The sequence below is a fragment of the Cupriavidus sp. SK-4 genome (assembly GCF_000611125.1).
Taxonomy (GTDB): Bacteria; Pseudomonadota; Gammaproteobacteria; order Burkholderiales; family Burkholderiaceae; genus Cupriavidus; species Cupriavidus necator.
This window is the reverse complement of sequence record NZ_JFJW01000054.1, coordinates 1-1192: the sequence shown is the minus strand read 5'-3', so window position 1 is coordinate 1192 and position 1192 is coordinate 1. Positions and strand designations below refer to the sequence as shown.

1 protein-coding gene is annotated in these 1192 nt (G+C 67.4%); it reads right to left on the bottom strand.

The genetic code is table 11. The features are described from left to right. Window positions 1-1192 (bottom strand): TrbI/VirB10 family protein (locus CF68_RS10265; protein WP_035818162.1); only part of this gene is annotated, 1192 nt, incomplete at both ends.

The following is a 1192-nucleotide window of genomic DNA, read 5'->3' as shown; positions in this document are numbered from 1 at the left end:
ATGGCCGCAGCACCAGATCCCGATTGACGATGACGCGCACCGGCATGCCCGGCCGCGCCGTCAACGTAGGCTGGGTGTTGAGGTTGCGCCGGGTCATCTCCTGCCCGACCTGGTTCACGCTGTCCTGCAGGCTGCCGCGCTCGGCGATCATGACGCGATCGCCGTCCTGACGGTTTTCCGGCGCGGCCAGTTCGGCGCCGACGCCCAGCAGGGTCGTCAGCGCCGCACCGGCAAGAATGCGGTCCCAATGCCAGTCGACACCATCTTCCAGACCGGCATAGCCGGCCGGATCGGTGCCGACCAGGTTGGCCAACGTCAGCGAGGACGTGTCCGGGAGGATGATGCGATTCCACACCACCTGAACCCGGCGCTGTCCGTAGCTCACCTGGCTGTTGTAGCGGCCAAGCATGCGTGAACCCTGAGGAATTAGCAGATGGCGACCTGTCGCGGTGTCGTACACCGGTTCCGTCACGGTTGCGATGATGTCGCCGGGCAAATCAGATTTGATGCCCGTAACCAACGCGCCGGCAATGACCGTTCCGGCCATCAGCTGATACGGCGAGGCCGGCATCTGTAGCCTCCCGGCACTTCGGGTTTCCGTCGCGCCGGATTTCAGGAAGGCCTCCTTCTGATCTTGCTGGCTCTGCACGACGGTCGGGTCGGCGGGCTGGGCCGCGCTGGAGGACGGCCCATCGGCCAGCGGGTCGAAGCCGGCCAGGCCGGACGCCGAGCTGGTCGCGGCCAACTGCGCTGGCGCGGCGGCACTATGCTGGTTACTCGACCGGAAGAACACCGACGAAGCCACTGCCGCTTCCGCCTCCTTGCTCAGCGCGTCGCGCTCAGCCGCCGCCGGGTCTTGGCCGGGAGCGGAGTAGCTGGCAACCGCTTGCTGCTGCGATTTGACGATGGCGGGCCCCAGGTCGCCCGGTAGCGGTGGCCCAAGCTCTGGCACCTGCGGCGGCAAAGCCGGCAACAGCTTGGAGTAGTCGCCGGGCAACTGGTCAAGTCTTTCCGAGCGGGAGACCCGATCAGTGTTATAGAGTTCGGCCGTCTCGCTGTTGCTGCGTCGCGGCTTCGGCTGCAGCGACCACATGGTTGCCGCCATGACCGCGACCGCCAGCCCGCCGGCGAGGACGGCAAGCGTTCGTCGGTTGAGGCGCATGACCGGGCGCGGCGGCGCCCGCAGCGCTAC